The organism is Pseudomonas sp. NPDC007930, from assembly GCF_042958985.1.
In the GTDB taxonomy this organism is placed as follows: domain Bacteria; phylum Pseudomonadota; class Gammaproteobacteria; order Pseudomonadales; family Pseudomonadaceae; genus Aquipseudomonas.
Window position 1 is genome coordinate 641076 of the sequence record NZ_JBIBKC010000001.1, and the last position, 20086, is coordinate 661161.

A 20086-nucleotide genomic window follows, 5' to 3' on the forward strand; every position below is an offset into this window, starting at 1 on the left:
TCACCCGCGCCCCGCCTGCCTGGGCGGGGCGCACCTAGCGGCGGTCTTCCCGCGGGCTTTTGCCAAAGCGCCCCTTGTAGCGCCGGGCAAAGTACGACGGCAGCTCGAACCCACACGCCACGCTGATTTCCGTCACGCTCATGTCGGTTTGGCGCAGCAGTTGGCGGGCTTTATCCAGCCGCAGGCCGAGGTAGAAGTTGCTCGGCGTTTCGTTCAGATGCAGGCGGAACAACCGCTCCAACTGGCGCCGGGTAACCTTGATGCTCGAGGCCAGCTCCAGCGTGGTCAACGGCGGTTCAGTGTGTTTTTCCATCTCGCCGATCACCTGCACCAGTTTTTTGTTGGCCGTGCCGTAACGGGCGGCGATCTGCATGCGCTGGTGATCCTTGGGCGGGCGGATGCGGCCCAGCACGAATTGCTCCGACACCTGGATCGCCAGCTCGCTGCCATGGGCGCGGGCGATCAGGTCGAGCATCAGGTCAATGGATGCCGTACCGCCGGCGCAGGTGATGCGTGCGCGGTCGATCTCGAACAGCTCGCCGGTGGTGGCGATCGCCGGGAACAACTCCTTGAACGCCTCGAGCGCCTCCCAGTGCAGGCTGGCGCGGTAGCCTTCGAGCAACCCGGCCTTGGCCAGCACGAAGGCGCCGGTGTCGATGCCGCCCAGCACCCCCTCCTCCCGCCCCAGCCGCCGCAGCCATTGCTGCAGGGCGCCGCCGTAGTGCTTCAGCGGCTCGAAACCGGCCACCACCAGCAGCGTGCAGCCCGCCGGCAGCGGCCCAAGGGCGGCGTCGGCGTTGACCGACATGCCATTACTGGCCGGCACTGGGCCGCCGTCCATGCTCAGCACTTGCCAGTGGTACAACCCCGGGCGAAAGCGGTTGGCCACCCGCAGCGGCTCGATGGCACTGATGAAGCCGATCGCGGAAAAGCCCGGCAACAGCAAGAAGCGAAATTCCTGGGGCATGGCGTGGCTCCGAGGGCGGTGCGTGTTGATAACCCACAGGTCGAACCGGTGCAAGTGCCCGTCGCTTGCGTGAGCCTCGGGCCGGGCCCGGCAGCGTAGCTTGCACGCCATACCTGCTGAGGAGCTGCACCATGAACCCAGAAGTCATCGTGACCTGCGCCCTGACCGGCGCCGGCGACACCACCGGCAAGAGCCACCTGGTCCCGATCACCCCGAAACAGATCGCCGAGGCCGCCGTGGAAGCCGCCAAGGCCGGCGCCACCGTGGTGCACTGCCACGTGCGCGACCCGCAAACCGGCAAGTTCAGCCGCGACGTGGCGCTGTACCGCGAGGTGATGGAGCGCATTCGCGAGGCCGACATCGACATCATCGTCAACCTCACCGCCGGCATGGGTGGCGACCTCGAAATCGGCCCAGGTGAAACCCCCATGGAGTTTGGCCCCGGCACCGACCTGGTCGGCCCTCTGGCGCGCCTGGCCCACGTCGAAGCGTTGCTGCCGGAAATCTGCACCCTCGACTGCGGCACCCTCAACTTCGGCGACGGCGACACCATTTATGTGTCGACCCCGGCGCAACTGCGCGCAGGCGCCAAGCGCATCACCGAGCTGGGCGTAAAGGCCGAGCTGGAGATTTTCGACACCGGCCACCTGTGGTTCGCCAAGCAGATGATCAAGGAAGGCCTGCTGCACGACCCGCTGTTCCAACTGTGCCTGGGCATCCCGTGGGGGGCGCCGGCAGACACCACCACCATGAAGGCGATGGTCGACAACCTGCCGGCCGGCGCCACCTGGGCCGGCTTCGGCATCGGCCGCATGCAGATGCCCATGGCCGCGCAGGCCGCGCTGCTGGGCGGCAACGTGCGGGTGGGGCTGGAAGACAACCTCTACCTCGACCGCGGCGTGCTGGCCAGCAACGGCCAACTGGTCGAGCGGGTGACGGAAATCCTTACCCGCCTGGGTGCCCGCGTGCTCACCCCGGCCGAAGGCCGCGCCAAAATGAACCTGCCCCGCCGCTGAGGAGCACTGCTATGCCTTACATCACCGACGTGAAAACCTTCGCTGCCCTGGGCAGCGGCGTGATCGGCAGCGGCTGGGTCGCCCGCGCCCTGGCCCACGGCCTCGACGTGGTCGCCTGGGACCCTGCCCCCGGCGCCGAGGCCGCCCTGCGCCAGCGCGTGGCCAATGCCTGGCCGGCCCTGGAAAAACAAGGCCTGGCCCCTGGTGCCTCGGTTGAGCGGCTGCGCTTCGTGGCGACTGTCGAGCAGTGCGTGGAGCACGCCGACTTCATCCAGGAAAGCGCCCCGGAACGGCTGGACCTGAAACTCGACCTGCACGCCAGGATCAGCGCCGCGGCCAAGCCCGATGCGCTGATTGGCTCGAGCACCTCGGGCTTGTTGCCCAGCGAGTTCTATGAGGGCGCCACCCACCCCGAGCGCTGCATGGTCGGCCACCCGTTCAACCCGGTGTACCTGCTGCCGCTGGTCGAGGTGGTGGGCGGCCAGCACACCGCGCCGCAAGCCATCGAGGCCGCGAAAACCGTGTACCGCCAGTTGGGCATGCGCCCCCTGCACGTGCGCAAGGAAGTGCCCGGTTTCATTGCCGACCGCCTGCTCGAAGCGCTGTGGCGCGAAGCCCTGCACCTGGTCAACGATGGCGTGGCCAGCACCGGTGAGATCGACGACGCGATCCGCTTTGGCGCCGGCCTGCGCTGGTCGTTCATGGGCACGTTCCTGACCTACACCCTGGCCGGGGGCGACGCCGGCATGCGCCACTTCATGCAGCAGTTCGGCCCCGCCCTGCAACTGCCCTGGACCTACCTGCCGGCCCCGGCGCTGACCGACAAGCTGATCGACGACGTGGTCGACGGCACCGCCGAGCAACTGGGCAGCCACAGCATCGCTGCGCTGGAGCGCTACCGCGACGACGCCCTGCTCGGCGTGTTGGCCGCCGTGCGCGAAGCCAAGCAGGCCCACGGGATCAACGCCGATGACTGAGCCGCTGATCACCTGGCGTGGCCCCGTGCTGGCCGAGTGGACCGACTACAACGGCCACCTGCGCGACGCTTTTTACCTGTTGATTTTCAGCTACGCCAGCGACGGCTTCATGGCCGCCATCGGCCTGGACGCCGCCGGCCGCGAGGCCACCGGCTGCTCGCTGTTCACCCTGGAATGCCACCTGAACTTCTTGCATGAAGTGAAGCAAGGCGAACAGGTAGAGGTGCGCACCCAGGTGCTGGGCCATGACCACAAGCGGGTGCACCTGTACTTCACCCTGCACCGCCAGGGCGAAGAGGCGGAACTGGCGGCCAGCGAGCAGATGCTGCTGCACGTGAGCATGGCCGGGCCGAAGTCGGCGCCATTTGGCGAGGTGGCGGCGCGGCGGCTGGTCGACATTGTGGCGCGGCAGGGTGACAGGCCTCCCGCGCAGTGGGCGGGGCGGGTGATCCGGTTGCCAGGCTGAAGGCCCTTCGCCCGGCACAGCCGGAGTGCCGGACCACAGCCTCCCACAAGACTTGTGTAAGTACTTGATTTACCGGGCAACACAGAACCCGTGGGAGGCCGGCTGTGCCGGGCGATAGGCCCTCAAGCTCATGCACACAATCAGCGGAGCTCACAGACTGATCCCTTCCATGAAGCCGTGAAATGGCTTGAGCGAACAGCATTACGGCACAGCCGGGCGAGGGGCCCCGGGCATGGCCAAAAACGACACAGGCATGCCCAACCCTGCCAAACCCGCGTGGGCCTATTGCCGCCCCGCCGCGGCTTTACCAGAATCAGGGCCCACCTTCGAACCAGGACTGCCGCCATGATGCACGTTGATCTGATCGACCAGGAAGACCTACTGGGCAAGCTGCGCGCCCTGGGCTTCGAGGTCCCCGCCGGCAGCAGCGCCGAGCAGGCCTGCGAATGCGCCGTGCGCGGGCTCGACCCCTACCGCGCCAAGGCCCTGCGCGGCATGGTCGAGCAACTGTTCAGTGGCAGCGCGACAATCCTCCCGGCCGTGCGCGAAGCCATCGACAAGAACCTGCTGCCGGCCCTGGCACAGTTCAGCCAGCAACGCGCCTGATACCGCCCGGCTGCCGGCCGGGCAACTGCCTGGGGGCAGATCTAAGCTGTCCCTGCCGCACCCGTGCGCACTGCCTTCTCCACTGAACGGGCGCCGGCGGGAGGCACTATGGCGGTCACACTCCAGGCCAGCGCCTACGGCGCGCTCGGCAACAACAGCCACGACGACACCCAGGCCCTGCAAGCGGCCATCGATGCCGCGGCCGCCCAAGGCGGCGGCAGCGTGCACCTGGGCGCCGGCACCTATCGGGTCAGCAGCAGCGAGGCGGCCCAAGGCGGCTGCCTGCTGCTCAAGGTCGGCGTTACCCTGGTCGGCGATGGCATCGGCACAACGGTGATCCAGCTCGCCGACGGCGTGAACAGCGCCGCCGGGCTGGTGCGCGCTGGCGGCAACAATGTCGGCCTGCACGGCCTGACCCTCGACGGCAACGGCGGCAGCCCGCAAGGCCAGGTCGACGGCTGGGTCAGCGCGGGCTTCGACGCCGTGCACTTGACCAGCATCGAGGCGCGCCACGCCAGCGGCTACGGGCTGTACCTGCGCGCCGTGGGGGGCACCGTGGAGGTGAGCGACGCCACGGTGTGGGACAACGGCCGCGACGGCATCCTCAGCGAAGGGGTGATCGACAGCCGCATCACCGACAGCCTGGTGTATGCCAACGGCGGCAGCGGGCTGAACCTGGCCGGCGAAATGTACGTGGCCGACACCACCAGTTGGGGCAACAACGGCGATGGCATCCAGTTGTACCAAACCGCCAACCAGCCAGTGCGCACCGGCACCTCGACCATCGAGGCCTCGACGGTTTACGGCAACAACGGCGACGGCATTCAGGTGGTCAAGCTCGACGGCTTCGAGGTCACCGGCAACGAGGTATACGGCAACGCCAGCTATGGCATTCACCTCGACCTCAGCCGCAACGGCGCGGTGTATTACAACCAGGTGCACGGGAATAATGCCGACCAAGAGTCCGCCGAGATCTGGATCGAAGGCATCGCCTCGAACCCCAGCGCGCTGGCCGACTACATCGCCATCCGCTACAACCTGGTCAACGGCAGGCCGGGGGGCTTCTACGGCATCGTCGAGCCCATCGACAGCGGCGATTACAACCGCATCGAATACAACGTGATCAACGGCCTGCCCTACCCCGCCGGCACCACCGGCCCCCACAGCCTGGCCGCGGCCAACGCCGCCTGGGTGCTGGCGTTGGGCACCGCGCGCAACGACGCCTTCAGCGCCACGCTGGTGCGCACCCAACTGTACGGCAACGCCGGCAATGACCATCTAACCGGTGGCAGCGCCGCCGACCGCCTGGTGGGCGGCGCCGGTAGCGATAGCCTCAGCGGCGGCCTGGGCGCCGATGTGTTCGTGTTCAACGCCCTCACCGACAGCTACCGCACCGCCAGCCAGAGCCACGCCGACCGCGTGCTCGACTTCGACCTCGGCAGCGACCGCCTCGACCTGACCGCCATGGGCGTGACCGGCGTGGGCAGCGGCCTGGGTACTACGGTCAAGGTGATGTACGACGCCACCCGCGACCTCACCTACCTCAAGCAACTGAGCGCCGACAGCGAAGGCCGCCGCGGCGAATGGGTGCTGCAGGGCGACGCGCGCGGCTTGACCGACGCCAACTTCCAGCAGCGCTGGCAGGGCGAAGACGGCCCGGACCGCGTGACCGCCCACAGCGCCCAGCCCACCACCTACGAAACCTACAGCGGGCGCGACCACATCAGCGCCGGCGCGGGTGATGACCGCTTGATCGGCGGCGCCGACGGTGATCGCCTCAGCGGCGGCGGCGGCGCCGACACCTTCGTCTACACCGCACTGGGCGACAGCCTGCGCGGCAACCAGGCCGGCGGCACCAGCGGCCGCGATCAGATCCTCGACTTCAACGCCGAAGCCGGCGACCTGATCGACCTGTCGGCGCTGGGGTACACCGGCATGGGCAACGGCTACGGCAGCACGCTCAAGGCGGTGGCGGCCAGCGATGGCAGCTACACGGTGCTCAAGTCTTATGAAGTACAAGCCGACGGCCGCCACTTCGAGCTGTACCTGGCAGGCGACCAACGCGCGGCGCTGTTCAACGGGTCGGTGATCTTCAGCACCGCACCGGGCAGCGCGGTGGCCTACACCCCGGATAACCTCGGGCTCGACCTGCTCGGCGACGGTGGCCGTGATCAACTTGCCGGGGATGCCGGCGATGACCGCCTGCGCGGTGTGGCCGGCAATGACAAGCTCGATGGCCGCGCGGGGGATGACGTCTTGGTTGGCGGTGCCGGCACCGACACCCTCACCGGCGGCAGTGGCGATGACACCTTCGTGTACCAGGCCCTGACCGACAGCTTCCGCCAGCCCTATTCGGTGTTCGCCGACACGATCACCGACTTCTTGCCCGGGCATGACCGCCTCGATGTTTCAGCCTTGGGCTTCACCGGGCTGGGCGATGGCCATGGCACCACGTTGCAGGTGACCGACCTGGGGTTCCATGACCGCACGGTGGTGCGCAGCCTGGAGCCGAATGCCGCCGGGCAGCAGTTCGAAATCAGGTTGCTGGGGGATCACCCCGACCTCGGCGAGGCGAGCTTCGTATTTGCCAGCTGAACGCCTGTCGCCCGGCGCCGCCGGGCGACAGGCCGTCACACCCTGATACTGGCGAAGGTCGACTCGTTGCGCGCCTGGCTCAGCGCCGCCATCGGCCCGGAGAGCGGCGCCATCACCATCGCCTGCGGGATCGGCATCATCGCCACCTGCTGGGTGGTGTTGCTGCCCACGCGCTCATCGCGCGGCGGGATGCCGAAGTATTCGCGGTAGCACTTGGAGAAGTGCGGCGTAGACACGAACCCGCACACCGAGGCGACCTCGATGATCGACATCGGCGTTTGCTTGAGCAACTGCCGGGCGCGGATCAGCCGCAGCTTGAGGTAGTAGCGCGACGGCGAGCAGTGCAGGTACTTCTGGAACAACCGCTCCAGCTGCCGGCGCGACACCTGCACGTACACCGCCAACTCGTCGAGGTCGATCGGCTCTTCGAGGTTGGCCTCCATCAGCGCGACGATTTCCTGCAGCTTGGGCTGGTTGGTGCCGAGCATGTGCTTGAGCGGCACGCGCTGGTGGTCCTGCTCGTTGCGGATGCGCTCGTAGACGAACATTTCGGAGATCGCCGCCGACAGCTCGCGGCCGTGGTCGCGGCTGATCAGGTGCAGCATCATGTCGAGCGGCGCGGTGCCGCCGGAACTGGTGAAGCGGTTACGGTCGAGGGTGAACAGGCGGGTGCTCATGGCCACCCGCGGGTAGGCTTCCTGCATCGCCGCCAGGCACTCCCAGTGCACGCTGCACTCGAAACCGTCGAGCAGCCCGGCGCAGGCCAGGGCCCAGCTGCCGGTGCACACCGCGCCGAGGCGGCGCGACTGGCGCGCCTGGCTCTGCAGCCAGCTCACGTGCTCGCGGCTGACCGCGCGCTGGATGCCCACGCCACCGCAAACGATCACCGTGTCCAGCGCCGGGGCTTTTTGCATGGCGGCGTCCGGGGTGATCTGCAAGCCATCGCTGGCCCACACCTGGCCGCCGTCCAGGCTCAGGGTGGTCCAGCGGTACAGTTCACGGCCCGACAGCTGGTTGGCCATGCGCAGGGGCTCCACCGCGGAAGCCAGGGAAATCAGCGTGAAGTTGTCCAGCAGCAGAAAGCCGATGGATTGAGGCGCGCGGGTCTGGGGCTGGGCCCCGGAAGTGAACGACGTCATCAGAATATCTCCTCACACAATGCGGTGGATGGCCCCCAGGCGAGAGGCTCTTGTTTTGGCGGCGGCGGTGCCGGCCGGCATATGCATATTCCTTGAGCAAATGCCGTGCCGTGTATTGAACGCGCTTTCAATAAAAACCAAAAACGACGTCGCAAACAGTCTGGCGTGGGGCTGCTGGAGGGATAGGGGGCCTGGTGCCGCGTGGCCGGGCGATGGCCCGTGAGCACTTTGGTAGCACTGATGTGCAAAAGAAGGGCCTGTTCGGCCCTGAAGGTGATACCGCAAGCACAGCAAGAGGTACAACGTGTTTCAGCGCGGTTTCGCTGCGCCAAAAGGCGGCGTGGCTAGCCGCCTGTGAGCGAAAATCGAGCAGCGCGAGTGCTTAGCACTCGATCGCATTGACGGCCAGGCCGCCGCGGGAAGTCTCCTTGTACTTGGCGTGCATGTCGGCGCCGGTGTCGCGCATGGTGCGGATCACCTTGTCGAGCGAGATGAAGTGCGAGCCGTCGCCGCGCAAGGCCATCTGCGCGGCGTTGATCGCCTTCACCGCGGCGATCGCATTGCGCTCGATGCACGGCACCTGAACCAGCCCGCCAACCGGGTCGCAGGTCAGCCCAAGGTTGTGTTCAAGGCCGATCTCGGCGGCGTTTTCCAACTGTTCGGGGGTGGCGCCGAGCACTTCGGCGAGGCCCGCGGCGGCCATCGCGCAGGCCGAACCGACCTCGCCCTGGCAGCCCACTTCGGCGCCGGAAATCGACGCGTTCTTTTTGCAGAGGATGCCCACCGCCGCCGCGCCGAGGAAAAACTCCACCACGTTGGCTTCGCTGACCTGGTCGGAGAAGCGCATGAAGTAATGCAGCACCGCCGGGATGATCCCCGCCGCGCCGTTGGTGGGCGCGGTGACCATGCGCCCGCCGGCGGCGTTTTCCTCGTTCACCGCCAGGGCGTAGAGGTTGACCCACTCCATGGCGTTGAGGGTCGAGCCGATCACGTTGGGCTTGCCGATTTCCTTGAGGCTGCGGTGCAGCCGGGCGGCGCGGCGGCGCACGTTCAAACCGCCAGGGAGGATGCCCTCCTCGCGCAGGCCCTGTTCCACGCAGTCCTGCATGGCGTGCCAGAGCTTGAGCAGGCCGGCGTTGATTTCCGCCTCGCTGCGCCACACCTTTTCGTTTTCCAGCATCAGCTCCGACACCCGCAGCTTGTGCCGCTGGCACAGCTCGAGCAGCTCGGCGGCGCTGTTGAAGTCATAGGGCAACTCGGTGGAATCGGCATCGAGCACGCCGCTGGCCGCCTGGGCCGCGTCGACCACGAAGCCGCCACCGACCGAGTAGTAGGTGTCTACGTGCAACACCCCGGCCTCGCCTTCGGCAACCAGGGTCATGGCGTTGGGGTGGTAGGGCAGGTCTTCTTCGAGCAGCAGCATGTCGCGTGCCCACACGAACGGCACCTCGAAGCGGCCGTCGAGTTGCAGCACGTTGCGCTCGCGCAGTTGCGCCACGCTGGGGCCGATGATCGCCGGGTCCACGGCATCCGGCCACTGGCCCATCAGCCCGAGGATCACGGCGTTGTCGCTGCCGTGGCCGACGCCGGTGGCCGACAGCGAACCGTACAGGCGCACTTCGATGCGGCGCACCTGGTTGAGCTCGCCGCGCTCGCGCAGGCCTTGGGTGAACAGCGCCGCTGCGCGCATCGGGCCGACGGTATGAGAGCTCGAGGGCCCGATCCCGATCTTGAACAGGTCGAACACACTGATAGCCATTTTTATGAAACCTCCTGGGCCAATCGCGGTCTGCGAAGCTGCTACGCTCAAGACGCAACCCGCCAATTGCCTTGATCATCGGGCTTTTGCACGGGCACGCGTCGTCTGCAACCGACTTGCTCTTGTCCAGCAACGCCCTGCCGCCGAACGGGCCGTTTTCGGGTACCAACCCACCGGTTTACGGGGCCTTGGAGGGCGCACCTCTACTGTATGCGACCTCATCGACACTGGATGCGACCCTGCCTGTACTGGTTACGACGCACCCAGTAGGCGTTTGTTTTTCAGTGGGGGATTATCGAAAGCGTCCCGTTTGCACGGCGCCCCGGCCAGAGCAGCCGCAGGCCGCGAAGCCCAGGTTTCGCACCACCTAAAAACGACGATCGCCAGGTCGTTGACGTGAATCGCCAAGGAGTCACTCGATGAAAGCTTCACCTTCCGTGTTGTTGGCCGCCGCGCTCAGCCTGCCAGTGATGGCCCACGCCGCTGACCCGGCGCAATGCTCTACCGTGAACTTCTCCGACGTGGGCTGGACCGACGTCACCGTGACCACCGCGGTCACCAGCGCCGTGCTGCAAAGCCTGGGCTACAAAACCAACACCACGATGATTTCCGTGCCGGTGACCTTCAAGTCGCTGGCCGACGGCAAGAACATGGACGTGTTCCTCGGCAACTGGATGCCGACCATGGAAAACGACATCAAGGCCTACCGCGACGCCGGCACCGTGGTCACCCTGCGCGCCAACCTCGAAGGCGCCAAGTACACCCTGGCGGTGCCCGAGGCCCTGTGGAACAAAGGCCTGAAGGATTTCGCCGACATCGCCAAGTTCAAAACCGAGCTGGGCGGCAAGATCTACGGCATCGAGCCGGGTAACGACGGCAACCGTTTGATCCAGAGCATGATCGATAAAAACGCTTTCGGCCTGAAAGATGCAGGCTTCAAGGTGGTCGAGTCGAGCGAGGCGGGCATGCTCGCCCAGGTCGACCGCGCCGAGAAGCGCGACACCGCGGTGGTGTTCCTCGGCTGGGAACCGCACCCGATGAACAAACGCTTCAAGATGAAGTACCTCACCGGCGGTGACGATTACTTCGGCCCGAACTTCGGCCAGGCCACCGTGTACACCGTGACCCGCAAGAACTACGCGACCGAGTGCGCGAACGTGGGGCAACTGCTGAAGAACCTGAGCTTCACGCTCGACATGGAAAACACCCTGATGGGTAACGTCCTGGATGACAAGATGAAACCCGATGCCGCCGCCAAAGCCTGGCTGAAGAAAAACCCGCAAGTGCTCGACACCTGGCTTTCCGGCGTCACCACCCTCGATGGCAAACCCGGGCTGGAGGCCGCCAAGGCGAAACTCTCCCAGTAAGCCGCTGAACTCCCGGCGGCCTCGGCCGCCAGGATTTGTACCCAAACCGCAGGTGGACGCTCGATACCATGCTGACAGATCACAAACTTCCCCTAGGCGAATACATCGCGTCATTCGTCGACTGGCTCACCCGCCACGGCGCGAGCACGTTCGACATGATCGCCGCGACGCTCGAAGCCGTTATCCACGGCATCACCTACGCCCTGACCTGGTTCAATCCCCTGGTATTGATCGTTTTGTTCGCGGCACTGGCCTTCTACATTCAACGCAAGATCAGCCTGACGATTTTCGTCATCCTGTCGTTCTTGCTGATCCTCAACCTGGGTTACTGGCAAGAGACCATGGAAACCCTCGCCCAGGTGACCTTCGCCACCCTGGTGTGCGTGATCATCGGCGTGCCGCTGGGCATCGTCGCGGCGCACCGGCCGTGGTTCTACACCGGCATGCGGCCGCTGCTCGACCTGATGCAGACCGTGCCCACTTTCGTGTACCTGATCCCTACCCTGACGCTGTTCGGCCTGGGCGTGGTGCCCGGGCTGATCTCCACGGTGGTGTTCGCCATCGCCGCGCCGATCCGCCTGACCTACCTCGGCATCTGCGACGTGCCCACCGAACTGATGGACGCCGGCAAAGCCTTTGGCTGCTCACAGCGCCAACTGCTGGCGCGCATCGAACTGCCCCACGCGATGCCGAGCATCGCCGCCGGCATCACCCAATGCATCATGCTGTCGCTGTCGATGGTGGTGATCGCCGCTCTGGTGGGCGCCGACGGCCTCGGCAAGCCGGTGGTCAACGCGCTGAACACCGCCGACATCGCCCTGGGCTTCGAAGCGGGCCTGGCCATTGTATTGCTGGCGATCATGCTCGACCGCATCTGCAAACAGCCCGACGCCAAAGTGGGAGGTGACGCATGAGCATCATCCGTTTCGAAGATGTCGACGTGATCTTCTCCGACCGCCCGAAACCGGCGCTCGAACTGCTCGACAAAGGCCTCTCGCGGCCAGAGATCCTCAAGCAGACCGGCCTGGTGGTCGGTGTGGAAAAAGCCAACCTGGAAATCAACAAAGGCGAAATCTGCGTGCTGATGGGCCTGTCGGGCTCGGGCAAGTCGAGCCTGCTGCGCTGCATCAACGGCCTCAACACCGTGAGCCGCGGCAAGCTGTTCGTCGAGCACGAAGGCGCCTCGATCGACGTGGCCAACTGCACCCCGGCGCAGTTGAAGATGATGCGCACCAAGCGCATCGCCATGGTGTTCCAGAAGTTCGCCCTGATGCCCTGGCTCACGGTGCGCGAGAACATCAGCTTCGGCCTTGAAATGCAGGGCCGCCCCGCCGAGGAACGGCGCAAGTTGGTAGACGAGAAACTCGAGCTGGTCGGCCTGACCCAATGGCGCAACAAAAAGCCCGATGAGCTCTCCGGCGGCATGCAGCAGCGGGTGGGCCTGGCCCGCGCGCTGGCGATGGACGCCGACATCCTGCTGATGGACGAACCGTTCTCCGCCCTCGACCCGCTGATCCGCCAGGGCCTGCAAGACGAACTGCTCGACCTGCAGCGCAAGCTGCACAAGACCATCGTGTTCGTCAGCCACGACCTCGACGAAGCGCTCAAGCTCGGCACGCGCATCGCCATCATGAAAGACGGCAAGATCATCCAGTACAGCAAGCCCGAAGACATCGTGCTGAACCCGGCCGACGACTACGTGCGCACCTTCGTGGCCCACACCAACCCGCTCAACGTGCTGCGGGGCCGCAGCCTGATGCGCCCACTGGCGGCGTGCAAGGGCGGTGGCTGCGACGTGATGCTCGACCCCGGCTCGGACAGCTGGCTGAACCTCTCGGAGAACGGCTACCTGCAAGGCGCCCACCAGGGCGGCGCGCCGGTCGACGTGCAGAACTGGGCCAACGGCCAGGCCATCGACGGCCTGGCCCGGCGCCCCACGCTGGTCCATGCGGACATCTCCATGCGCGACGCGCTGGCGATCCGTTACCACACCGGCAACAAGCTGGTGCTGCAGGACGACAACCGCGTGGTCGGTATTCTCGGCGACAGCGAGCTCTACCACGCGCTGTTGGGCAAGAACATCGGCCACGCCGCCGAAGAGCCGCCCAGTGATTCGGTGGTGCCGCTGCGCAAGGCCAACTGAGGCAGATCAAAAAACCCCTGAAGTTTCAGGGGTTTTTTGTTTGAGCGTTCAATCAGGATCACTTAAACTCGGCCGAGCCTGGGCTGGCGGCCCTCCGCCGGGCCATAGCCCCGAGGAGACCGCCGTGCCCAAAGTCGGAATGCAGCCGATACGCCGCCAACAACTGATCGAAGCCACCCTGCAGGCCGTGGACCAGGTCGGCATGGCAGACGCCAGCATTGGCGTGATCGCGCGCATGGCCGGGGTGTCCAATGGCATCATCAGCCACTACTTCCAGGACAAAAACGGGCTGATCTTCGCGACCATGAGCCACCTGCTCACCGAGCTGATGATCCAGACCGCCGAGCGCCGCCGCGCCCTGCGCGAAAACACCCCCCGCGCCCACCTGCAAGCGATCATCGAAGGCAACTTCGACGCCAGCCAGGTGAACAACGCCGCCATGAAAACCTGGCTGGCGTTCTGGGCCGCCAGCATGCACCAGCCGGCCTTGCACCGCCTGCAACGGATCAACGACCACCGGCTGTATTCGAACATCTGCTGCCAGTTCCGCCGCGCGCTGCCGCTGGAGCAGGCGCGGGTCAGCGCCCGTGGCCTGGCGGCGCTGATCGACGGCCTGTGGCTGCGCGGCGCGCTGTCGGGCGATGCGTTCGACACCGAGCAGGCGCAGCGGATCGCCTTGGAGTATGTGGATCAGCAACTGGGCAGGTAGCGGCTGCCCCTAAAGCTCAATCGCCGTCTTTAACGCCCAACAGATACAACACCCCATCCAAGCCCAGGGTACTGATCGCCTGCTTGGCCGACTGGCGCACCAGCGGCTTGGCGTGCAGGGCCACGCCCAGGCCCGCCAGGCCCAGCATCGGCAGGTCGTTGGCGCCGTCGCCCACAGCGATGGTCTGCTCCAGGGTCAGCCCTTCGCGGGCGGCCAGTTCGCGCAGCAGGTCGGCCTTGCGCTGGGCATCGACGATCGGCTCTACGGCCACGCCGGTGCACTTGCCGTCGACCACTTCCAGCTCGTTGGCGAACACGTAGTCGATACCCAGGCGCGCCTGGATCTGCTTGGCGAAGTAATTGAAGCCGCCCGAGAGGATCGCGGTTTTATAGCCCAACCGGTGCAGCCCGGCGAACAGCGCTTCGGCGCCCTCGGTCAGGCGCAGCGAAGCGCCGATCGAATCGAGCACGCTCACGTCCAGGCCCTTGAGCAGCGCCAGGCGCTCCTTGAAGCTGGCGCGAAAATCCAGCTCGCCACGCATCGCCCGCTCGGTGATGGCCGAAACCCGCTCGCCCACGCCCGCGGCCTTGGCCAACTCGTCGATCACCTCGGCCTGGATCAAGGTGGAGTCCATGTCGAACACCGCCAGGCGGCGGTGGCGCCGCGCCAGGCCGTCGGCCTGCAGGGCCACGTCCATCTGGAGCTCGTCGGCGGCGGCCAGTAGCTCGGCGCGCAGGGCTTCGGCGTTTAGCACCTGGCCGGAGAGCTTGAGCTCGAGGCAGGCCTTGTTGCCGCCCTCCAGCGGCGCGGCGGCCGACAGCCGCTCCAGGCCTTCGGTATGCAGCCCGTGGGCGCTGGCAATGGCCACCACCTTGGCCAACTGCTCGCTGGTGACCCGCCGCGCCATCAGGCTGAGCACCTGGCGTGGCGCGCCCTGTTCGGCCATCAGCGCGGCATAGGCCGCCTCGCTGAGTTCCTGGCTGCGCAACTGCGCCTCAGGCAACGCGGCGCGCAGGGCGGCCAGCAAGGTGCTTTCGTCGCCGGCGGTAAACCGCAGCACCAGGCCCAGCAGGCTATCGCCAAACACCGTCGCGCTGCGCGCATCGAGCACGCTGGCGGCGCTGCCGGCCAGGGCTGTGGCCACCGCGGGCCAGGCCGTTGCGCCCTGCGCGGCGGCGATGTTGATCAGGACGATTCGAGCCAAGACGCACCTCAATACGCAAAAAAAGCGCATTCTACCGAGTTTCCGCGCCGGGCGGCGCTTTGACGTGCGGGGGCCGCTCGCTATACTGCGCAGCAAATTTCTGGCCAGAGAAGCACGCAGTGAACCGGCCCTCGCCTGTCAAAAACGATAATTTCTTCCTGCTGATCTTTCGCGCCCTGCGGCACCGCCGCACCCCGATCGCCCTGCGAGTCGCCAGCCACAACGTCGTGCTCGTCGCGGTGGCACTGGTGATCTACGCCTGCGTGATGGGCCTGCAGTTCAAACAGGCCATGCACGATCAAGCAGATGCCGTGGGGCAAAGCCTGACCACCCAAACCGCCACCTCGGCCACCGAGCTGCTGGTGTCCAACGACATCCTCAGCCTCAACGTGCTGCTCAACAACCTGGCGAAAAACCCGCTGGTGGCGCAGGCGGCGATCTACAGCGCCGACGGGCGGACCATCGCCGAGGCCGGGCAAAAGCCACGCACCGGGCTGCTGACGATGGCGGGCGGGGTTTACGAGACCAAGATCAGCTTCCAGGACGTGAACACCGGCGTGCTGCGGGTGAGCCTTAACATGGAGCAGTTCCAGCAGCCGATGACCATCAGCCTGCAGAGCATGGGCATCCTCAGCATCATCCTGCTGGCGTTGTCGCTGGCCTTCAGCCTGCGCATCGGGCGCAACCTCACCCTGCCGCTGCTGCAACTGCGGGTGTGGCTGCGTGACCTCGACCCCTACACCCCAGGGGTCGACCGCCAGGACGAAATCGGCGACCTGGCGCGCCACCTGCAAGGCAAGTTCGCCGCGCCGATGCCGGAACCCGAGCCTGAGCCCGAGGTGGAAGACGACGAAGACGACGACCTGCCCGCCCAACGCCCGGCCCCGGCCAACGCCAAGCCGGCGTTTGGCAGCAAGCCGGCGCCACAGCGCCAGGTGCGCGCCGAGGAAGACGACGAAGACGACGCGGTGTTCGCCGACCTCGGCAGCTTCGATGACGCCGCCCCAGCCCGCGCCGCCGCCCCGCAGGCCGCCACCGTGGCCGCCCCAGTGGCGCCGCGCGCACCGCAGTACACCGCGGTGCTGGCGGTGCAATTGGGTGCCCAGGAGCAACTGCGGCGCCTGCCACGGGCGCGGCTGGTCGAGCTGCTGGAAAGCTACCGCGGCGTGCTCGACCAGGCCGCCTCGCTGTACCAGGGCGTGGTCTACACCCTGAGCGACGGCAGCTCGCTGGTGCTGTTCCACACCGACGATTGCGGCGAAGACTACCTGACCAACGCCCTGTGCTGTGGCGAACTGCTGCGCGCCCTGGGCCACCAGTTGCAGATCGACGTGGCCGACAGCGGCATCACCCTGCAACTGCAGCTGGGCCTGGTGCTGGCCGACGACCTCTACGGCATCAGCCAGGCCGACCTGCTTGCCAGCGAGCCGGGCCAGTCTGCCCTGGCGCTGTCGCAGCACAGCCGCAACCTGCTGCTGGTGGAGCGCAAGGTCGGTGAAGACGCCCTGATCCGCCAGCGCGCGCGCATCCGCCCGATCGCCAGCCCTGAGGGCGCTTGCTGCGTCGAGCGGCTGCTGGAGCCCTTCCCGTCGCTGCTGGAGCGGCATTTGGCGCGGATGTCGGATCGGCGCTAAGGGCCAGTCGCAACACAAAAAAAGCCCGCTTTCGCGGTAATGCTGTTCACTTAAGTGATCAGAGCGCTGAATCGGGGTTAAAAAGCCCTGATTTTTTCTAGGTGGTTTACTGCGCGCATGGCCTGACCGGCCCATCGCCCGGCACAGCCGGCCTCCCACGGGTTCTATGTTGCCTCGTAAATCAAGTACTTACACAAATCTGGTGGGAGGCCGTGGTCCGGCACTCCGGCTGTGCCGGGCGATGGGCCCTGAAGCGCATGCACAAAATCAGCAGAGTTCACAGATTGATCTCTTCCGTAAAGCCGTGAAATTGCTTAAGTGAACAGCATTACGCTTTCGCGGGCTTTTTCGTGCCTAGAACCTGAACACTTCCATATCCGTGCGGATCGGTGTGGCCAGGGGGATCTTCGGCTTCTCGGGGGCGTCGTCCTTGCGCGCCTGGGCCGGCGCCTTGCGTGGCTCGTCGGCCACCGCCGGCTGGTTGGCCAACGGCTTGAGCGCCACGCTCAACTGCTCGGCCAGGCGCTGCAGCAGCACGCCCTGGGCTTGCACCTGGGCGGCGGCGCCGCCGGCGTGTTTCTCTTCGAGGTGCACGATCTTGTTGTCGCGCACCTGGCCACGGCGGTCAATCAGCCGCCATTGGGCGTCTAGCACCGCGGGCTGGGACTCGCCCGAGTCCAGGCGGGTGATCGACAACAGCACTTGCACGTCCGGGGTGAAGCTGTTGCTGGTGGGCGACAACATGACCCGCTGGCTGTCGAGGCGCCAAGCCAACTGGCGCAGCAGCAGTTGGTCGATGTCAGCCGACAGGCTGCCGGCCCAACGGCCATCGGTGGAAGCCGTGAGGCTGCCATCGTTCTGGCGTTGCAGCAGGGTTTCGCGCTGCAGGTAATCGGCCACCGACACCGGGCCGAGCAACACCGCCATGCCCGCCTGTTTCGGCTGGCCGGGGTTGCCTGCGTCGAGCTGGTACATCGCGGCAGGCTGGTGAACGCTACAACCGGCCAACCCCAACATACCGGTAAGCAACAAAGCGATTGGAAGGCGCAAGAAATTCATCATTCCATCCAGGCGGCAAAAACAGTGAACACCGCGGTTACATACAGACTTCTGAACGAACGGCGAGACAATACGCCGCAATAAAGTGGCATATCATCCGTGAAAGCGAGGTTTTTCTCCAGTAGCACAGGCCAATTCGGTCACCCGGGCGCATTGTGAAGCCGCCCAGGTGACCATTGTGTGAATTAGCCAGCCGGTTCGACGGTCAGCGCATCGACACGCTGGAAGCCACGGGGCAGTTTGTTGCCGCGGCGGCCACGCTCGCCTTTGTAGTGCTCAAGGTCATCGGCCTTCAGCGATAGCGTACGCTTCCCGGCCTGCAATACAAGGGTGGCGCCCTCGCTGACCACCGCCAGGTCGGTCATGTACTCCTCGCGGCTGGCCACACGCTCACCGGGGATGCCGATGATCTTGTTGCCCTTGCCCTTGGCCAGTTGCGGCAAATCGGCCACGCGAAACACCAGCAGGCGCCCTTCGGTGGTCACCGCGGCGAGCCAATCCTGTTCGCGGCTGGCCAATGGCCGTGGCGGCATCACCTTGGCGCCATTGGGCAAGCTGACCAGCGTTTTACCGGCCTTGTTCTTGGCTTGCAGGTCTTCGCCCTTGACCACAAAGCCGTAGCCGGCGTCCGAGGCGATCACGTACAGGCCTTCGTCGTCGGGCATCAGCACGCATTCGAACTGCGCGCCCGGTGGCGGCGTGAGGCGGCCGGTAAGCGGCTCGCCCTGGCCACGGGCCGACGGCAAGGTGTGGGCGGCCACCGAATAGCTGCGCCCGGTGGAGTCGATGAATACCGCGAACTGGTTCGAGCGGCCCTGGGCCGACACCCGGAAACCGTCGCCAGCCTTGTAAGACAAGCCCGTGGCGTCGATGTCGTGGCCCTTGGCGCAGCGCACCCAGCCTTTTTCCGAGAGCACTACGGTCACTGGCTCGGTCGGCATCAGTTCGTTTTCAGCCAGGGCCTTGGCTTCGGCGCGCTCGACGATCGGCGAGCGGCGGTCGTCGCCATAGGTTTTGGCGTCGGCGATCAGCTCGCTGCGCACCAGCTTCTTCAGCTTGGCTTCGCTGGCCAGCAGCGTTTGCAGTTGCTCGCGTTCCTTGGCCAGGGCGTCTTGCTCGTCGCGGATTTTCATTTCTTCGAGCCGCGCCAATTGCCGCAGGCGGGTGTCGAGAATGTAGTCAGCCTGCAACTCAGACAGCGCGAAGCGCTCGATCAGCTTGGCCTTGGGGTGGTCTTCGGTGCGGATGATGTGGATCACTTCATCCAGGTTGAGGTAGGCCACCAGCAAGCCATCGAGCAGGTGCAGCCGGCGCTCGACCTTGTCGAGGCGGAACTGCAGGCGCCGGCGCACGGTCTTGACGCGGAACTCGAGCCACTCCTGCAGCAGCGCGCGCAGGTTCTTCAGCTGCGGCCGGCCGTCCAGGCCGATGATGTTGATGTTCACCCGGTAGCTGGTTTCGAGGTCCGTGGTGGCGAACAGGTGCTGCATCAGGGCTTCGACGTCGACCCGGTTGGAACGGGCGATGATCACGATCCGGCAGGGGTTTTCGTGGTCCGACTCATCGCGCAGGTCGGCCACCATCGGCAGCTTCTTGGCCTGCATCTGCGCGGCGATCTGCTCCAGCACCTTGGCCCCAGACACCTGGTGCGGCAGCGCGGTGACCACGATGTCGCCGTCTTCGACGCGGTACACGGCGCGCATGCGCACCGAGCCACGGCCGCTTTCGTAGATTTTCAGCAGTTCGCTGCGCGGGGTGACGATTTCCGCCTCGGTGGGGTAATCCGGGCCGGGAATGTGCTCACACAGCTCGGCCACCGTGGCTTTCGGGTCATCGAGCAGGCGCACACAGGCCGTGGCGACTTCGCGCAGGTTGTGCGGCGGTACGTCGGTGGCCATGCCCACGGCGATGCCGGTGGTGCCGTTGAGCAGGATGTTCGGCAGGCGCGCCGGCAGCACCGCGGGTTCGTCGAGGGTGCCGTCGAAGTTCGGCACCCAGTCGGCGGTACCCTGGCCCAGTTCGCTGAGCAGCACTTCGGAGTAACGCGACAGCCGCGCTTCGGTGTAGCGCATCGCGGCGAAGGATTTCGGGTCGTCTGGCGCACCCCAGTTGCCCTGGCCGTCGACCAGGGTGTAGCGGTAGCTGAACGGCTGCGCCATCAGCACCATGGCTTCGTAGCAGGCCGAGTCACCGTGGGGGTGGAACTTACCGAGCACATCGCCCACCGTACGGGCCGATTTCTTGTGCTTGGCGTCGGCGTCGAGGCCCAGTTCGCTCATGGCATAGACGATGCGCCGCTGCACGGGCTTCAAGCCATCGCCGATGTGCGGCAAGGCGCGGTCCATGATCACGTACATCGAATAGTTGAGGTAGGCCTGTTCGGTGAAGTCAGCCAGCGAGCGGCGTTCTACACCGTCCAGGCTGAGATCCAGGGAGTCGCTCATG

16 protein-coding genes are annotated in these 20086 nt (G+C 66.0%); 10 read left to right on the forward strand and 6 right to left on the reverse strand.

Features of this window, described 5'->3' with window-relative positions:
* Positions 1–34: 34 nt before the first annotated feature.
* On the reverse strand, positions 35–967 hold the full coding sequence (locus ACFZCE_RS02980) for a helix-turn-helix domain-containing protein (RefSeq protein WP_390935913.1): 933 nt from the start codon (positions 965–967) through the stop codon (positions 35–37).
* A 131-nt stretch (positions 968–1098) separates the two neighbouring features.
* On the opposite strand from ACFZCE_RS02980, the gene ACFZCE_RS02985 reads away from it, so the two are divergent.
* The 5 genes from ACFZCE_RS02985 to ACFZCE_RS03005 all read left to right on the forward strand — a co-directional run bounded on the left by ACFZCE_RS02985 (position 1099) and on the right by ACFZCE_RS03005 (position 6627).
* Positions 1099–1983 carry a 3-keto-5-aminohexanoate cleavage protein gene (locus ACFZCE_RS02985; RefSeq protein ID WP_390935915.1) on the forward strand — a complete coding sequence of 295 codons (885 nt, stop codon included), beginning with the start codon at positions 1099–1101 and terminating at the stop codon, positions 1981–1983.
* 11 nt (positions 1984–1994) lie between these two features.
* Positions 1995–2960, forward strand: a complete 966-nt coding sequence (locus ACFZCE_RS02990) for an L-carnitine dehydrogenase (RefSeq protein WP_390935917.1) — start codon at positions 1995–1997, stop codon at positions 2958–2960.
* Positions 2953–3426, forward strand: a complete 474-nt coding sequence (locus ACFZCE_RS02995; protein ID WP_390935919.1) for a thioesterase family protein — start codon at positions 2953–2955, stop codon at positions 3424–3426. The genes ACFZCE_RS02990 and ACFZCE_RS02995 overlap by 8 nt, the downstream gene beginning before the upstream one ends.
* Before the next feature lie 345 nt (positions 3427–3771).
* The gene (locus ACFZCE_RS03000) at positions 3772–4032 is read left to right on the forward strand and encodes a hypothetical protein (RefSeq protein ID WP_390935921.1); all 261 of its coding nucleotides are present in this window, start codon (positions 3772–3774) and stop codon (positions 4030–4032) included.
* 108 nt (positions 4033–4140) lie between these two features.
* Complete coding sequence (locus ACFZCE_RS03005; RefSeq protein WP_390935923.1) at positions 4141–6627, forward strand: right-handed parallel beta-helix repeat-containing protein; 2487 nt, start codon at positions 4141–4143, stop codon at positions 6625–6627.
* Positions 6628–6662: 35 nt separating this feature from the next.
* On the opposite strand, the gene ACFZCE_RS03010 is transcribed toward ACFZCE_RS03005, so the two are convergent.
* Entirely contained in the window at positions 6663–7766 is a 1104-nt protein-coding gene (locus ACFZCE_RS03010) for a helix-turn-helix domain-containing protein (protein ID WP_390935925.1), read from the reverse strand.
* A gap of 382 nt (positions 7767–8148) precedes the next feature.
* Complete coding sequence (locus ACFZCE_RS03015; protein WP_390935927.1) at positions 8149–9525, reverse strand: L-serine ammonia-lyase; 1377 nt, start codon at positions 9523–9525, stop codon at positions 8149–8151.
* Between the two features lie 419 nt (positions 9526–9944).
* Between ACFZCE_RS03015 and ACFZCE_RS03020 the strand changes: the two genes are divergently transcribed.
* The 4 genes from ACFZCE_RS03020 to betI all read left to right on the forward strand — a co-directional run bounded on the left by ACFZCE_RS03020 (position 9945) and on the right by betI (position 13744).
* Positions 9945–10892 carry a choline ABC transporter substrate-binding protein gene (locus tag ACFZCE_RS03020; protein WP_390935929.1) on the forward strand — a complete coding sequence of 316 codons (948 nt, stop codon included), beginning with the start codon at positions 9945–9947 and terminating at the stop codon, positions 10890–10892.
* Between the two features lie 68 nt (positions 10893–10960).
* A complete protein-coding gene (gene choW / locus ACFZCE_RS03025; protein ID WP_390935931.1) occupies positions 10961–11806 on the forward strand; it encodes a choline ABC transporter permease subunit in 846 nt (281 codons plus the stop codon).
* Positions 11803–13035: a choline ABC transporter ATP-binding protein gene (choV, locus tag ACFZCE_RS03030; RefSeq protein WP_390935933.1), complete on the forward strand. Its 1233-nt coding sequence runs from the start codon at positions 11803–11805 to the stop codon at positions 13033–13035. Before choW ends, choV begins: the two co-directional genes overlap by 4 nt.
* Before the next feature lie 124 nt (positions 13036–13159).
* Positions 13160–13744 carry a transcriptional regulator BetI gene (betI, locus tag ACFZCE_RS03035; RefSeq protein WP_390935935.1) on the forward strand — a complete coding sequence of 195 codons (585 nt, stop codon included), beginning with the start codon at positions 13160–13162 and terminating at the stop codon, positions 13742–13744.
* Between the two features lie 16 nt (positions 13745–13760).
* On the opposite strand, the gene serB is transcribed toward betI, so the two are convergent.
* A complete protein-coding gene (gene serB / locus ACFZCE_RS03040; RefSeq protein WP_390935937.1) occupies positions 13761–14948 on the reverse strand; it encodes a phosphoserine phosphatase SerB in 1188 nt (395 codons plus the stop codon).
* A 119-nt stretch (positions 14949–15067) separates the two neighbouring features.
* Between serB and ACFZCE_RS03045 the strand changes: the two genes are divergently transcribed.
* The gene (locus ACFZCE_RS03045) at positions 15068–16582 is read left to right on the forward strand and encodes an AhpA/YtjB family protein (protein ID WP_390935939.1); all 1515 of its coding nucleotides are present in this window, start codon (positions 15068–15070) and stop codon (positions 16580–16582) included.
* Between the two features lie 354 nt (positions 16583–16936).
* On the opposite strand, the gene ACFZCE_RS03050 is transcribed toward ACFZCE_RS03045, so the two are convergent.
* Together ACFZCE_RS03050 and parC are read right to left on the reverse strand one after the other, a co-directional pair.
* Positions 16937–17641, reverse strand: coding sequence for an ABC-type transport auxiliary lipoprotein family protein (locus ACFZCE_RS03050; protein WP_390935941.1), 705 nt, complete (start codon positions 17639–17641; stop codon positions 16937–16939).
* Positions 17642–17826: 185 nt separating this feature from the next.
* Positions 17827–20085, reverse strand: a complete 2259-nt coding sequence (gene parC, locus ACFZCE_RS03055; RefSeq protein ID WP_390935943.1) for a DNA topoisomerase IV subunit A — start codon at positions 20083–20085, stop codon at positions 17827–17829.
* Position 20086: the final 1 nt, after the last annotated feature.

Excerpts from the sequence above, each read along its gene's own strand:
- ACFZCE_RS02980 (WP_390935913.1), bottom strand. The coding sequence starts at position 967 with ATGCCCCAGGAATTTCGCTTCTTGCTGTTGCCGGGCTTTTCCGCGATC.
- ACFZCE_RS02985 (WP_390935915.1), top strand. The coding sequence starts at position 1,099 with ATGAACCCAGAAGTCATCGTGACCTGCGCCCTGACCGGCGCCGGCGAC.
- ACFZCE_RS02990 (WP_390935917.1), top strand. The coding sequence starts at position 1,995 with ATGCCTTACATCACCGACGTGAAAACCTTCGCTGCCCTGGGCAGCGGC.
- ACFZCE_RS02995 (WP_390935919.1), top strand. The coding sequence starts at position 2,953 with ATGACTGAGCCGCTGATCACCTGGCGTGGCCCCGTGCTGGCCGAGTGG.
- ACFZCE_RS03000 (WP_390935921.1), top strand. The coding sequence starts at position 3,772 with ATGATGCACGTTGATCTGATCGACCAGGAAGACCTACTGGGCAAGCTG.
- ACFZCE_RS03005 (WP_390935923.1), top strand. The coding sequence starts at position 4,141 with ATGGCGGTCACACTCCAGGCCAGCGCCTACGGCGCGCTCGGCAACAAC.
- ACFZCE_RS03010 (WP_390935925.1), bottom strand. The coding sequence starts at position 7,766 with ATGACGTCGTTCACTTCCGGGGCCCAGCCCCAGACCCGCGCGCCTCAA.
- ACFZCE_RS03015 (WP_390935927.1), bottom strand. The coding sequence starts at position 9,525 with ATGGCTATCAGTGTGTTCGACCTGTTCAAGATCGGGATCGGGCCCTCG.
- ACFZCE_RS03020 (WP_390935929.1), top strand. The coding sequence starts at position 9,945 with ATGAAAGCTTCACCTTCCGTGTTGTTGGCCGCCGCGCTCAGCCTGCCA.
- choW (WP_390935931.1), top strand. The coding sequence starts at position 10,961 with ATGCTGACAGATCACAAACTTCCCCTAGGCGAATACATCGCGTCATTC.
- choV (WP_390935933.1), top strand. The coding sequence starts at position 11,803 with ATGAGCATCATCCGTTTCGAAGATGTCGACGTGATCTTCTCCGACCGC.
- ACFZCE_RS03050 (WP_390935941.1), bottom strand. The coding sequence starts at position 17,641 with ATGAATTTCTTGCGCCTTCCAATCGCTTTGTTGCTTACCGGTATGTTG.
- parC (WP_390935943.1), bottom strand. The coding sequence starts at position 20,085 with ATGAGCGACTCCCTGGATCTCAGCCTGGACGGTGTAGAACGCCGCTCG.